Origin of the sequence: Flavobacterium sp. (assembly GCF_036405015.1) — a bacterium.
Taxonomy (GTDB): domain Bacteria; phylum Bacteroidota; class Bacteroidia; order Flavobacteriales; family Flavobacteriaceae; genus Flavobacterium.
Genome location: NZ_DASWYK010000118.1, coordinates 47,299 through 62,156, shown reverse-complemented (window position 1 = coordinate 62,156; position 14,858 = coordinate 47,299). Strand labels below are relative to the sequence as shown.

The window sequence follows — 14,858 nt, the reverse complement described above, 5'->3', positions numbered from 1 at the left end:
GACTCTCACCCACAATAAATGAAGTGGCATTAGTATTTTTAATTTTTACTGCACCTTTATTTACCCCACTTCCAAGAACCTCTTGTTTACTTATCTTTTTTAAGAATACATAAACATCTCCTGTTCCAATTGATGGATAAGTTTTATCTGCACTTAAATTAGGATAAACTTTTGTCTTTGTCCTTATCGTAATAGAATTAGGCAAAGCCTCTAATCCTTCAACTTCTTTGAGTAATAAAAATAATTCATCATATTGCTCAAAAAGATTGGCAATATTCGTTTTATCATCCATTAATTGTTTTTTGATTGTTTCCCAACGGTTTTTATTCTCTTTAGAAATTTCCCCTTTAAGAATATTTGCATCGATTGCCTCAATCATTTTTTTACGAACGCTTTCCCAATTAAAGTTTTTAATTTCTACTAAGGACCTTGATTGTTTTAAAGCAGTATACATTTCTGTAAATAGCATTTCGTCTGGTTTATTATAAAAATCCGCAACAACTGCATCTTTTTCAAAAGCATTACTGATACGAGTCCAATATTGAATAGCTTCTACATCATTTGCCTCCTTTGCTTGGTCTAATTTCTTTTTGATTTCAGTTTTAACAAGTTCAACCGAAGGTTCGTTATGGTCAGTTTGTGGCAAAATCAACATTTGATTGCTATCAATACTGTTATAAATCTGATTAGTTGAAGTATTCATAATACCATTTTCTGCTTCTGAAACCGGAGAAGTAGTGTTAGCCGAAGTGAAAGAACTCGTTGTTGTTCTTTCAGTTGTATCAGCAACGCCTCCTCCGATTGAAGCATTAAATTTTGATGGAGCCGAAGAAGTAGTGCTAAACGAAGAGTCTGTTTTTATTGCAGCATTAGTATCCAAAGCGCCTTCTTCGGCCGAGTCTAAAGTATTATTCATTGCAGTATTTAGAGCGTTTTGTTCCTGCCAAAGTTGTACGATATCTTTTTGCCCATTGATTTCTTTTGAAACCTCAGCAAGTTCTTTTATAATAGTTTTGGTTAACTCTTCTGAACTTTGTGTAGAAGTGCTATTTTTTATCAAAAGATTGAAATTGTGAATTGTATTTTTATTCATAATGAAGCTGTTTTTCCGGGTGTAAAAGTACACTTGAGATTTGTCTTTTTAAAAATATAAACCTCTTGAATTCAGTAGTTTCAGCAAAAGAACAATTTACTGAAACTACTGAATTCCTCAAGTCATTCCTTATTAAAAAACATATTCCTTTTCCTACTTTTGATTTTCCAAAAACAGAAGAAAACACATAGTTGTTTTACTCCTTACCTACTTTATTTTCTCCTCAAAAAAATACCACATACGACTTTATTATTAATCATTTAAAATAGCCGTTATGGATTTTTTATTCTCAAGAGGCATGCGAAAATTGCCTAAAATTCCCGACAAGAGTTGGATTTACCCATCATTACATTTTTCATTAACCTTTGTTAGAACCGGTTGTGTTCTATATCATTATTAAAAAACAAAAAGCATGGCAATTCAAACCTTAAATACAATTAAAACTTGGTTTAAAACCGGATTAAAACCTTCACAACAACAATTCTGGGATACTTGGGATTCTTTTCGACACAAGTTTGAAAAAGTTCCGTTTCAAGATGTTGAAAATCTTGAACAAACATTAAATGCAAAGGCCGAAAAATCACAATTGGACCTTCATACAAATAGCCAACTAGCACATAAAGCATTATTTACAGCCAAAGAAGATAAAAACCAAAAAGGAATCGCAGGAGGTTATGCTCCATTAAACGATTTTACAAAATTAGCCAGTCAATATTTAGACATTATAAATGATCTGGTTTCCGGAGGAACTGATTCGATTTTAAGTGCCGAACAGGGGAAAATTTTACAAAATCAGATTGACGACATTCATACTTTACTACAATCAGATAATGTAAATCTTGATACACTTCAGGAAATTGTTAACGCGATTGGAGAAATAGAGCTTTCATTAAATACCATTTTAGTAAATGATCTTACAACAGGCGGTGCAACAAAAGCATTGACCGCAGAAATGGGTAAACAATTGCAAGAAACTAAACTTGAAGGAATTATAGCCACAGATGAAGAAACCCAAATAAGACAGGACATTCCTGAAGACAACAAAGTGGTCAGTCGGTCTAAATTATTAAAATGGTGGGAATGGCAAAAAACTCAATATCAAACTTTTTATGACAATGTCAATTTCTTAGAAGGTCTTTTATTTGGGGAAGTTGGATATATGACATTTGGATCATATTTACTTATGCGTGCCTCTGAAGGAAGTCAATTATCATTAGGTGTTGAAGGCGCTTCTAATGATGCCGTTGTAATAAATCAACAAGGATTAATTTTGACTCAACAAACGAGATTTTCAGGAGGAACTTCAGAATATCCATCGCTTATTCTTGATAGAGGAAATTTAACAACACAACCTCACGAAGGAGCTATAGAACGTGATGAAAACGGAGTTTTGTGGAACACTTATCGTGGAATCCGATCAGAACTAGTACCAACAAGATTTAGCAAAAATTTAGGTAATGAAATAGGAACTAATTTCTTTGTGGGTTATGATTGTGTTGAGGAACAAAAAATTTCTGCTCCTTCAGTCAAACAAGATGCAAATATTTATCCGTACAAATTTGACTCAAACAAAGAAATGATAAGTGGTGATATTGTTGAATCTAATTTTATACTTTATAATGTTTATTCACCTACAAATAGATATCCACTTCAATTTGATTTTATGTGGTCTCCTGAAAAAAACACTGAGAGTGTCATTTATCAAAGCTACATTTATAATTGGGATATGGCTTCAAATCCTAATTTAACAATTAAAATTATTCTTAACAAAATTTCAGATGAGACCGAATATGGCCATCTCTATTCTCATCTAGTATTGATTAATAACGAAATTAAATTTGGCACCGATAATTACTACACTTTTTCTAAAGCTGAATGCAGAATGTTTTTAACTAATCCTAATGAAGGAGAAAGCAATATACTGGTGAATCAATACTTATCAAACAATATTTTTATACCAATTAAGAATTAAAAACATCTTTTTTTAAGACATTACTTTATTTGTCTTTAACAAACATGCCATCACATCTAGAAGACAAAACCTTCTAGATGTGATGGCATTGTTCTTTTAAACGAATTCAATGATTGGACTTAATGTCTTTCTATTTTCCACTGAAACTACAGAATTACAGCATCTAAATTTTTCATTTTTTGTACCACTCCACACTACTTTTACATCCTCAAAATTTAAATAGCAACATTGTTTTTACAATGAAAAAATCTGCTCTGCTATTCTAAAAACATTTTCAAAGTAACATTTTATTAATCCATTTATAACAAATACCACAATGAGTTATTTATTATCACTAGGTAAGAGAAAAATACCTAAAATTCCGGACAAAAGCCATTTGAAAAATCTATCTAGTTTAGATCAAATTGAAAGAAATGAATTCTAAAGCAACAACTTAATTAGACAAAATCATGGCGATACAAACATTAAATACAATAAAAAACTGGTTCAAAACCACTTTAAAACCAACACAACAACAATTTTGGGATACTTGGGATTCGTTTAGACATAAATTCGAAAAAGTGCCTGTAAAAGATGTTGAAGGAATAGACGAATTACTTAATACGAAGGCAGATAAAACGGCTTTCAACAATCACCTTGCCGATAAAGATGCACATGCTCCACAAGTAAATACGGACTGGAATAGTGAGTCTGGTTTTAGCCAATTGCTAAACAAACCTGAATTTAAAACCATTAACGGAGAATCGATAATAGGAACAAGTAATATTGACATTGCTCCTACTTTACAACAAGTTTTAGCTTATGGTAATACAGCTATTGACAATATTTTAACAACCAAAGATTCAGATAATAGAGTTTCTTCTACAATAGCCCCTACAGGTTTATTTAGCTATGATTTTTCTAATGATCTATTTTCTGGTGTAAATTCGGGTGTATTCTTTGGTTCTAATTCCTCCGATCCTAATCAGAAAAATGTACTTGATCTGACTAGGAAATCCACTGATATTGGTAACGCAATTTTTAAAGTTCCTTTAGTACCTACTGGAGAATATGAATTAGCTTTAAAAAGTGACATCCCTTCTGCTTCTTCTCAAAATCTAAATCAGGTTTTGAGTACAGGGGATACAGCTACCAATAAGATAATGACGATACGAGATAACTCATCGGAAGGGAGTAAAGTTATTGTAAGTCCATTTTATGTAGATTTATTAAGCAAAAACACTCAAAATCCTAGTATTCGAGGCGGTGTTTTACTGGGCACCGAAGGTGGATCTTCATCAGGAGAAAGTTGGCTGACAGGAAATTTAGGTCTTAGATACTCATACATAAATGGATCAGAATCTAGTTTAGATCAAACCACCTACTTACAAACTTCAAGAAGTCCTATAACTAACTTTTTTAAACTTCCTTATAATGCCGATGAGGCAAAGCAGACTCAGATACTACCTGTGACAGTTAATGGTGTAAGTGCTGATAAAACAGGAAACATTGAAATTTCCGCAGAAGGAGGATCTCAGGATTTACAAAGTGTTGTCGATAATGGAAGTAAAGCAAGTAAAGAAGGAGGCTTTAACAACTTCATAGACATATTGGGAGGCTCCGAAGATGATAGGTACATTTGGGGAATGATTGGGACATCGGACAATACTAAAAATAGTTCTTTAGGTGTTTGGAAAGATCAAGCTTACTTAGCAAATTCACTGAATACGTTAAGCGGTAGTGTTGCTGTCAGAGGAGGAAAAGCACAACTAGAAAAAACAAGAAATAGTGGTGGCGGCTCTAGTACTGTATTATTGGAGTTTGCTGATAATTTGCCGTACGTAAGCTCAAATATTAAAATTCCCGTTCCAACAGTAGCTGGAGACTACACATTAGCAACCACCAATGATATTGAAGTTTCTGCAACCGCTCAAACTTTACAGAAAACACTGGAAAACGGTTCTGAAGCAGAAGTGACCAATAAGAATATAATTATAAAATCTAATAATACTGATCTCGGAATAGGTAGCGCTATATATATAGCGCCTAATACACTTACTGATTCTAGAATGGTTGGATTATACATTCATACAGATGCGGTATTAAGTATGCGAGGAATGAATGGTTTTTCATTGTCATCAGAGGGTTTGGGTGGTAATATAAGTGCTTCACCAAATCATGATTTTATACTAAACTCCCAAAGTAAAAAACTCATACTACAAGGAGGACATGGCAGTTCAGGGGGAGGAGAAGGTGTTATTATAAAAGGAATGAGTGGAACTATAGAATTAGTAGGTACTGCTTATTATAATGAGGAAGAGATTGCAACTAAAAATGATATTAATCTGCAACAATCATTACTTTCAAACAACAGAACCAATCAATCTATTAAAGTTCAGGATGAAGCCCCAGACACAGAGGCTTATATCAACTATGTTTCTTATACTTCTGAAGGAATAAATGGTCGAACTGAAACTGGTCATGCCTACTATTATAGTAGTGATGGAATGAGAGTTTCAGCAGTAGGTGGAGGAGAACTTACTTATACATCTGGAGACAGAAGTTTGAAGTGGAATGCAGATACTGAAAATCCAAAATCAAATAGATTATCTTTAGATAAAACGACTGACGGTGAAGCAGTGTTTAATCTTCCTGAAAAAGCAACAGGCAATTATACATTGGCTACAACTGATGACATATCACGTCAAGGCTTAGAGGATGCAACCATATTATACCATAAACTTCCATTCTTACAAGAAGGAACAATCTCAAATACAGGAACTTCTGTTACTGGAGTTGGAACCGATTTTGATGTTTGGGACATTGGAAGCAAGATTGTAAAAGCAAATGGAGAAACAGCCATTATTGCAACAGTTACCAATGGAATTAGTATTACTACAGTAGAACCTTTTGCAACAGATAGTTCATCAAGTACTTATAAAGTATATCACAAAGCTTATGAATTAATGGAAGATGGAGCAACCAACTTCTATCCTTATAACAGAGGCGTTTCTCCAACTATTAAAATAACAGCCGATAATACAGTTAGATTACATGACCAGGAGTTTAGACCTAATGGAAACGTTCAGGGTATAAACGAATGGAAATTTGGAAATACTGCTCTATACGAAGATGACATCAAATTATTCAAATGGGGTAGCTTACTTTCTTCTTCTGGTCCAAACGAACCCACTGATATCGGATTTAAAAGACATGAAGCAGGAATTTGGGAAATCAATAACGGTACCCCAGAAAACTATGCCGATTTAATGCTTAGAAAAGTAGTAATGACAGCAACAGACTATTCCAATGACACAGATGCAGATGCAGATACAACATTACCTTCTGGAGGGTTATACACCGTTAATGGAGACAGAACTGTCAGACGTAAACCTTAATTCAACAACTTATTAAACCTTAAAACAATGGCAATACAAACATTAAACACTATCAAAAACTGGTTCAGAACCACTTTAAAACCAACACAACAACAATTCTGGGACACTTGGGATTCGTTTAGACATAAACATGAAAAAATTCCGGTCAGAGACATTGAAGATATTGATCAACTAATTAGCGGGCAAAAAATTATTCCCTCCGGACAATTTCTAATTTTTAAAGTTTCTCCAAATAGAACTAATGAATTAGAAATTGGCGATAGCGTAATTGGTTATTGTGAAGGAAATTTCCTTGCAGAAGCAACATACTATGGTGGAGACACTAATTTGATGAGCAGTTTTACTAGACCGAATAATGTGGTGGGGAAAATCTTGTCATTTAATTCTGACAGAAATGGCGACACTATTACTTATGAACTTGATAATGAAATATTACTGAGAGCATATACCTGCGGAGCATATAATGGAATTTTTATTAAGTATAAAAAACCTGGGGAATTTGAATTTTCAAATGCATGGCCAATTGGAGAATATCCAAAATTACGAGTAACTTGGTTAGAATTTACTCCAGGTACAATTATAAAATTAGCAGATGACCTTGGAGATTTCGATGACTCAGAAGAATTTATAATCCCATAGAAAAAACATTTTTAAAGTTATTGCAAAAATTTCTAATGACTTAGAATTATTCATCAATAATGTTAACCAAAAATCTAAAGAAAAATGAAAAATAAAGTTCCTAAAGAACCTCAACAATATATCAACAAACCGCTAAAACTAAATTCTGTACCAAAAAGTGAGAATCCTTCAGACAATATTCTTGTTCAAGGAACTGACAAAACTGTAAAATTTATCACTAAAGACGAACTTAATAATGTCTTGCACGTTAATACAGACTGGAATAGTCAATCTGGCTTTAGTCAATTACTTAATAAACCTGACTTTAAAACAATTAACGGAGAATCTCTTCTTGGAAATGGTGATATAATCATTGAAAAAGGATTGCAGAATTTAGATCAGATTCTTACTCAAGGTAATTCAAGTTTTGACAATTCTATAAACATGCAAGGTACAGGATCCTCATATTTTACGGCTATTTCTAATTCAGGATTTCTTGCACGGAATAATAATGGATTAAACACAGGGGCTTATCAAGCAGATTTTTTAAACATTAACAGTCCGGCTCAAGATACTAGTATTGAATTAACTTCAGAAAGAACTACTTACGGAGATTTATCAACTGTCAGAAGAGGTATATTGGATACTTCTGAATTACGTGATGCTCCACCGTTTACTTACGTTACACTTAAATATCCATTTAATAAAGCATCTGGTACTTACACTCTAGCAACTTTAGATGATATATCGGGAGGAGAAAATCAAGATTTAAAGTCTGTGCTTGAGAATGGTAGTGTAGCAGAATTTGCGGATGGTAAAAGGGGAATATATTCTTTTGATGAAGATAGTGACACATTTGAAACCTATACCGAAAACAATTTTGGAATGTGGACTGACCTTGAAGTATCATCTAACTATTTAAGACTAAGTTCAGGTAATACTAATTTTGCAGATAAACAATCAAGCATATCTGTCGCTCCTGCATCAGAAGATCTTGACACTGCAAAGATCAATTTTAATCTTATGAATGGTGGTTTTCAAACCACAGTGGATTTTGATACAAATCTAACAGCTAATACAACATTAAAGTTCCCAGCACCTACAGTAGAAGGAAACTATACAATAGCAACTACAAAAAATATCGAGGATGCTGTATCAGGTCCAATTGCTAGAATAATACCATACGGTGAAGTGCTGGTATTTAAAACTAGTCCGGAAGGAAATCCCAAAATAAAAGAATCCGGTGATTTTTGCCTGGGCTATATTGATGGAGTTTTTATAAACGGTACTTATGCGGGCAATAATAGCTACGACATTAAATCAGGACTTGAATTATAAACTTAAAATATGTCCAAAAAACATATCCGAATTACAAATTTTGCAAGTGAAAACGAATCAATCACTTTATCATTTATTGATGCTGTGGTACAAATGAAAAAAATAATCAAATCTGAACAAAACTACATCTGAGGAAGCTTCAGAGATAACTTTTAATTAAAAAATATGGCTAAACAAACATTTAAAACACCTTTAAACTTTCAACAGGTTAATGTCGGTTCTTTAGAAGATAAAGTTCTTATGCGAACAGCTGGCGGAGATATTAAAGAGTTGCCGTCTGATTCTTTTGGCAGTGCAGGTGGCGAATTCACGTTAACGGGTCAGGGCGTAACGTCTACAGGAGCAAACAGTGCAAATATGCAAGTACATAATGTTTTTGGTTCTGGTGCTTACTTGAAATCAAGTGGAAATAATACAACACCAGCTACTGCGGGTTACTTGTCTGAAGATACAAACGTAGTTTACTCTGCCAGACCTGTCACAATAGACAGTCAAAAAGCTGGTATCATGGGCTTAAAATTCAATAAGAGTGATTTTTCTCCCAATATAGAAAAATCGTTTATGGGTAACGCTGACACTATAGCAAGTTCCGTAAAACCTGCAGTTTTAACCACAGTATCAGCAGTTTGGATGCTCTCCTTTTTTAAATGGAGTGAATCAGAATGTCGGGTCGGAATTTATGAAAAGCAAGAAATATCTCGAGGCGGTATGATTTGGACAGTACCAACAGGAGGAATGCAAGGCATACCAGTCCTGTACAACACCTCTATAGGTTTAATTTTTTATAAAGACTCTTCTGTAATAAATAAAATTGCATCTTTTAGAAATAGCTTTGGTTCAGGATTAACACCATACCCAGATTTAGCCATTCCAGACGGTTTATTTGCTACACATGCTTTTTTAGGTGCTGACAATAACGTCTATTTTGGGGCTACAAACTCCGATTATTCTATCAATAGAATTTACAAATTATTAGCCACAAACGATACTATAAGTTTAGTGATCGACTTAGGGGCAAGTCCAGTACTAGGACAACCACTTATAGGTAATCTTTTTACTTCAGCATTTAGATTATATATGTTTAGCGATCATGAAGGACATACCAAAAGAATTACTTATGCTGGAGTAGGAACTCCGTTTAATTCTCCTGTCCCATTAGGAAGAGAATTTGTTAATTATGGAACGGTTTACGCTTTAGCAAAAGATGAAGTAAACAATCCAGGAATTTACGTTTTGGCGATAACTTCTGGAGACGCTACTGCGATAAATTTAACTGGAGTTCCTAGCGCAAACTCAAACTGGAGAAGCTTAGGAATATCAGCTATAGGATTTGATGGAAACAGCTTATTAATATGCCCGAAGACAACAGGAACGACACCGCAATACGGAATACATAAATTTACAAACGCTTATGCATTTGAAGGAGAAATAAAGCAGGAATACGGAAATACTTTAATGTTTTGGAATGACAATTATCACGGTTGCGTTGGCTCAGTAGGAGCCAATAGTTATATAAGATATTACCCAAAATTTGGAGGCAATTTGTTAGCTTTTGATAAAGACGGAAATGTTATAAAAAACACTGAAGACGTTTCTCAATATTGGGTACAAAGAAATGATATAATGTACCTTAAGCCTGCACAATATGCTTACGATTTTTTCCTAACAATGGATACAAATAGCAGAATTTATAAAGTTCCTGCAATAGAATACAACAGAGCCGTAATTGTTCAAACAAATAGCTACACCGTTCCTACAACACAAAACAGTATGAGTTTTGTTTTTAATACAGCAGCAAACTGTAGTGTAACTTTCGACAACACACCGTTTTTTTTTAGAGGGCGAAGAATGACGTTTATTAACCGAATGACTGGAAACGTAACAATTTCAAGGACTAACGCAATAGACGTTAACGGAACAGTGGGAAATTCTGCAATTATTCCGCCAAACAGAACAGGAGTTTTAGAGTGCATCGGTAATATCTTTTACTTCTCACTTTTGGCAACTTCTTAAATTAACGTTTCAATATTTATAAGTTTACTAGTTACAAATGAAAATGAATTCATTATTAATTTCTGGTGCATACATACAGATTATACCTTTGGCAAAACATCAGGATTAGCAGCAGATTCAGAGAGTATTATTTTAGCTAATGGAACAGGAACTGTTGCCTTAAGAAAAAACACCAATAACGATTTATTAGCGCCCTCTCTGACTAATGCACTTATTACTTCAGAAGGAAATAAATCACTAATTACAAAAGAGTATATAGATTCTAAAATAGGAGTTTCTGCTCCTACTTCTTCGACTGATGCAGGAACTCTGGGGATATTAGATTTTCAGGCAGTTACATCTATTGGTACGTTTCAGGTACAGGATGGCTTCGTGCTGTAGGTGCAACTTTTTAAAATATGTAATCTTAAATAAACTATGAATAAATCAAAAATCACAGTAATCATTAGTGTATTAATTGTTTTAACAGGTCTAATTGATACAAAATTCGATCTTTTGCAAGATGCAGGATTTTCATTAGTAACAATCAACAGGATCAAATTGGTCGGCTTATTTTTAACAGCTGCATTATCTAGTGTAAGTTCATTCTTTTCTAAAGAAGAAATGTAAAAGAATCCTACATCGATAAAAAACAATTGAAGAAAGTATCCCAGGATCATTCGAGAAATAAAAAAACCTCGAATATTCCTGGGTATTTTTATGAAATTTTATATCCAAAAAACTGAAATATTCGAGTTATCACTTTCTACTGAAACTACTGAAAACCAAGGATTAATTATTCTTTTTTCTAGCTTCTGAGCCTTACTTTTACATTCTCTAATTCCTCTATTAGAAATCCTAAAACAAGCATAAATATTACATTTTCACTTTCAGATTATACCTGAAGGTCAGCACATCAATTGCATAAATCATTCAAATCATTATAGCAACAATTAAACAATTATTAATCATGGATTATACACCAAAAGATTTAGGTGAAGTACCTAAAGTGCCCGACATGACCAGTTTTAAAAATCCTTTGGAACAACAATCAAGCGGAAACATTTTTATAGAAAGCTTCAATATTACGACGCTAACAACAGCTGATAAAAGCGAGAGTCTGACTGAAATCATAAAAAAAGAAAGCAAAGACAGCTGCATTTAATCTTAAAAAACAAAAAAAATGACCGACGAAAAATCCATTTTAAACCTTAAAGAAAAACACGGCCAAATTCTAAAACTTACTTCTGAAGATCAGTTAATCACGGCTTATTGCAAAAAACCAACTTTTGAAATCTATCAGAAATATCAACACTTATACAAAGATAATCCACATGAAGCGATTCTATTTTTATTTAAAGAATGTTTACTTGAGAAAGAAAATTATAATGACGAGTTCATGCTTTCTTCAGGAAACTCAATCATCGAAGTAATCAAAAAAGATAGTGAATTCACAATTAATCCGACTCCACAAAAAGACGAATTCAAAAAATCGGCTGCCCTTATTCGATATGCTTTTCAGGTAGATCCTTATAAACTTCCGATGGATGAATTTTATAAACTTCTTGAAGAAGCGCTCTGGCTGCAAAAACATAATGACAACAGAACGGAAAACATTATGATGACAGCCTTTGCCAAAACATTTTCAAACTAAAAATAAAAAACAAAATCATTATGAAATTCAATTTTAATGTAAACGAAATTTTAGAAACCAAAGACATCGAATACAGTGGCATCAATTACAACGAATCAGAGTCAAAAGATTTTATTATTGATAAAACTGGAGGCGAATTTAACCTGCGAGTTTTCGCTCCATTGGTTTTTGAACCACTTTCCAAAAATGATCTTAACCTGCCAAGTTTAAGAGTCGATGCCGTTACCGTAAATCTAAGCCGTTCTAAGATTATCAGAAAAGAAGGAGTTGAAGGAAGAGATTCAACCATCAAAGAACATATCACAAATGGCGATTTTAGTATTTCTATTGAAGGATTGATTGCCAATGAAACTGGAGACGAATATCCGAAAGAAAAACTTTTCCTTTTAAAACAGTTCCTTAATGCTCCCTATTCTTTACGAGTTACACACGCTATTTTAAACCGATTCGGAATCTATGAAATTGTGATTGACTCCTACTCTATTCCATCTATTTCTGGAACAAAAAATATTCAAAAATTTACGGCTAGTGCCACATCAGATGAAACTGTCGAACTAATAATCAGAGACAATGTTTAAACTCAATGCCAAAATTAAAGTTTACGAAACAGTAAAACTGATTCCGACTCCTAAGTTTTATGAATTTAATTATGTTAAAAATGTAAACATAAACAGTTCATACAAATCGCTTACGGATACAGCAACTATCGTAATGCCACAAAAAGTATATACCAATACAAAAGGATTTGACCAAAACCTGTTTGAAAACGCCACTGGAGAAGAAAAAACTATTCATGACTTTTTTAAACTTGAAAGTTACATTGAAATCTTTTTAGGATATGATGACGATTACAAACCTGCTTTTAGAGGTTACATTACAGGAGTTCAATCTGATATAAATGCAGTAATAACCTGTGAAGATGCCATGTACGTTTTCAAAAAAATAAAAGCCGTAAAAGACAATGATATCCAGGATAAAAAAGATACTCTAAATATTGTTGCTGTCAATCCGGCCACAAATGTTGACAATTTTAATCCGAAGACTTTTTTTGAGAAGAGAATCAAAGAATTGCAACTTCCGTTTAAAGTAAATGCTCTCGATGAAAATTTAGGAAACATTGTCGTGAATCGAAATCATAGTTTAGCCCAGGTTTTTGAAATGCTAAAAGACAAAGGAATTTATACGTATTTTAAAACTGAAATAACTGGGCCTGTTCTTACCATTACCAATAATCCGCAGCAACATACAACCAACGAATTATCTGGTTTTATTGATCGTAATTTTATCAAAAGTCCATTAGCTGGAATCCTTGTAAAAAAACTGATTAACGAAGGACTAAATCTTTTAAGTTCCCAATTAAACAAGGTAGTTCAGTCTGTTGCCGGAGGATTTACCGGAAGAGTCAATTTCAGATTTCGTCATAATATTATCGAAGATAAATTGGTTGTTGTCAACGAATCAAGTAAAAATACACGAACACGAGTCGAAAAATACTTTAAGAATTCGAACAGTCCGATTTATATCGAGTTAGGAGATCCAAATGGCCAGCTATTAAAAACACACATTTTACATAGTGATACCGAAAATCTGCCAAATGATCCCGCTTTATTTGAAAAAACAACAACAGAAGTCGCTTCAGAATTGTATCAATACGGAGCTTTTAGAGCCATGCAATCCAAACCAAACGGATTTGAAGGTTACATCCTGACTTTTGGAGAACCATTTGTTCGTCCGACAGATAAGGTAATTCTAGAAAACGCAAAAGACAAAGAAAAAAACGGAACCTTTCAGGTAGAAAAAGTAGAACGTAGTTATGGCGAAAGCGGCTATAGACAAAAAATTTATTTAGGAAGAAGAGTCGAATCAGTATAGAAAAGAAAATGGGAAATATAAAAGATCTAATAAAAAATGTAGCCGCCAATAATCAGAATATTGAAACTTTTGCGGCAAAAGTCATAGAAATAAACAAAGAAGAAGAATCTCTCCATAATCCTGAAGATGCTTACTCTGTAAACATCATGCGAGCTGACGGTGCCATTATTAAAAATGTGCGCCTAAAAGCTTCTATTCAAGATGTAGAACAAGGAATTATTACTATTCCTAAAAAAGACAGCTGGGTTTTGGCTTCGATTATTGATGGAATTGAAACTAGAGCATTTATTTCGCAGTTTTCTGAAGTTGAAAGGCTTATGGGAAGAATACAAGGAATAACCGAACCTAAATTACTTTTTGATTATAGCAGTGATGGTGAGATCTTACAGATTCGTTATATAAAAACTGATTTAATAACAGAAAACGATGAAACTAAAATCATTGATGTTGCCAAAATTGAATTCAATAAAGATAGAAACTTTAAAATAAGCTATTTTGATGATGAAGAAAAATCATTAGCAACTACTCATTTTACACCTGATAGTTTATTAACTACTTTTAATTCTATTGATAACAAAGAAGTAAAAGAACGAATGACATTAGCTTTAAAAAAAGGAGACGTTTCTTTAAAATTAAATAGTCAGAAAGGTAAAAAACAAACTTTAATTGCAATTGACGAAAGTAAAATATCTTGTTCTACGTTTGATGAGCAAGAAGCTGAAAAATTAGTTTTTAAACTAGATAATGAAAGTGAAAATATTCAATTAAAGAGAAATGATAAAAATTTAATTGAATTGAAAGGAAAAGAAATCATCAATATTAAAACTGAAGGTGAGATTAATATTGAGGCAAAAAACATAAACATTAAATCTAATGAGAAAATAAATATTAATGCATTAGGAGATACCGTTATTAGTGGAAACAATGTAAAAATCAATTAAT

At 33.1% G+C, this 14,858-nt stretch carries 12 protein-coding genes; 11 read left to right on the top strand and 1 reads right to left on the bottom strand.

Annotation, left to right across the window (positions count from 1 at the left end; genetic code table 11):
- Positions 1 to 1,093, bottom strand: a 1,093-nt coding sequence (locus tag VGE71_RS09155; RefSeq protein WP_331138051.1) for a hypothetical protein, incomplete at its 3' end; no start/stop codon positions are given.
- Positions 1,094 to 1,505: 412 nt separating this feature from the next.
- Here VGE71_RS09155 and VGE71_RS09150 point away from each other — a divergent pair.
- The 11 genes from VGE71_RS09150 to VGE71_RS09100 all read left to right on the top strand — a co-directional run bounded on the left by VGE71_RS09150 (position 1,506) and on the right by VGE71_RS09100 (position 14,857).
- On the top strand, positions 1,506 to 3,065 hold the full coding sequence (locus VGE71_RS09150; RefSeq protein WP_331138050.1) for a hypothetical protein: 1,560 nt from the start codon (positions 1,506 to 1,508) through the stop codon (positions 3,063 to 3,065).
- A gap of 449 nt (positions 3,066 to 3,514) precedes the next feature.
- Positions 3,515 to 6,442 carry a hypothetical protein gene (locus VGE71_RS09145; protein ID WP_331138049.1) on the top strand — a complete coding sequence of 976 codons (2,928 nt, stop codon included), beginning with the start codon at positions 3,515 to 3,517 and terminating at the stop codon, positions 6,440 to 6,442.
- A gap of 27 nt (positions 6,443 to 6,469) precedes the next feature.
- The gene (locus VGE71_RS09140; RefSeq protein WP_331138048.1) at positions 6,470 to 7,081 is read left to right on the top strand and encodes a hypothetical protein; all 612 of its coding nucleotides are present in this window, start codon (positions 6,470 to 6,472) and stop codon (positions 7,079 to 7,081) included.
- 84 nt (positions 7,082 to 7,165) lie between these two features.
- A complete protein-coding gene (locus VGE71_RS09135; RefSeq protein WP_331138047.1) occupies positions 7,166 to 8,398 on the top strand; it encodes a hypothetical protein in 1,233 nt (410 codons plus the stop codon).
- Positions 8,399 to 8,563: 165 nt separating this feature from the next.
- Positions 8,564 to 10,411 carry a hypothetical protein gene (locus VGE71_RS09130; RefSeq protein WP_331138046.1) on the top strand — a complete coding sequence of 616 codons (1,848 nt, stop codon included), beginning with the start codon at positions 8,564 to 8,566 and terminating at the stop codon, positions 10,409 to 10,411.
- Between the two features lie 417 nt (positions 10,412 to 10,828).
- Complete coding sequence (locus tag VGE71_RS09125) at positions 10,829 to 11,020, top strand: hypothetical protein (RefSeq protein WP_331138045.1); 192 nt, start codon at positions 10,829 to 10,831, stop codon at positions 11,018 to 11,020.
- Between the two features lie 340 nt (positions 11,021 to 11,360).
- Entirely contained in the window at positions 11,361 to 11,555 is a 195-nt protein-coding gene (locus VGE71_RS09120; RefSeq protein ID WP_331138044.1) for a hypothetical protein, read from the top strand.
- Between the two features lie 18 nt (positions 11,556 to 11,573).
- Entirely contained in the window at positions 11,574 to 12,044 is a 471-nt protein-coding gene (locus VGE71_RS09115) for a hypothetical protein (RefSeq protein ID WP_331138043.1), read from the top strand.
- A 20-nt stretch (positions 12,045 to 12,064) separates the two neighbouring features.
- Positions 12,065 to 12,622, top strand: a complete 558-nt coding sequence (locus VGE71_RS09110) for a DUF6046 domain-containing protein (protein WP_331138042.1) — start codon at positions 12,065 to 12,067, stop codon at positions 12,620 to 12,622.
- Entirely contained in the window at positions 12,615 to 13,916 is a 1,302-nt protein-coding gene (locus VGE71_RS09105) for a hypothetical protein (protein ID WP_331138041.1), read from the top strand. Before VGE71_RS09110 ends, VGE71_RS09105 begins: the two co-directional genes overlap by 8 nt.
- Before the next feature lie 8 nt (positions 13,917 to 13,924).
- On the top strand, positions 13,925 to 14,857 hold the full coding sequence (locus VGE71_RS09100) for a hypothetical protein (RefSeq protein ID WP_331138040.1): 933 nt from the start codon (positions 13,925 to 13,927) through the stop codon (positions 14,855 to 14,857).
- Position 14,858: the final 1 nt, after the last annotated feature.